General features: G+C 40.0%; 1 protein-coding gene. It reads right to left on the minus strand.

The features are described from left to right. The coding region (locus tag OM075_RS25970) for a cadherin repeat domain-containing protein (RefSeq protein WP_301193435.1) at nt 1-320 on the minus strand (320 nt) is incomplete at both ends.

Here is a 320-nt window from a genome sequence, read left to right on the forward strand (position 1 = left end):
TCAGTTGCCTCTACAGTTAAGCTATATGATGTGGTTGTTTCATAATCCAACTTGCTGTTGTTAACTACGGTGATGGCTCCTGTCGATGAATTGATTCCAAAGATACCATCGCCATTTCCTGCTGTAATTGAGTAGCTGATGGTCTCGCCATCGGCATCCAAGTCTGAAGACGTGTTGTCATCATCAATATTTACCACAGCACTATTGTTAGATGCATTTTCTGCAATCGTTGCTGAGGCATTTGAAATAGATGGACTGTTGTCATTAACATTCGTTACAGTAATAGTAACAGTTGCATTATCAGTGTTTGTTCCATCAGT

Origin of the sequence: Plebeiibacterium sediminum (assembly GCF_026013605.1) — a bacterium.
Taxonomy (GTDB): Bacteria; Bacteroidota; Bacteroidia; order Bacteroidales; family Marinilabiliaceae; genus Saccharicrinis; species Saccharicrinis sediminus.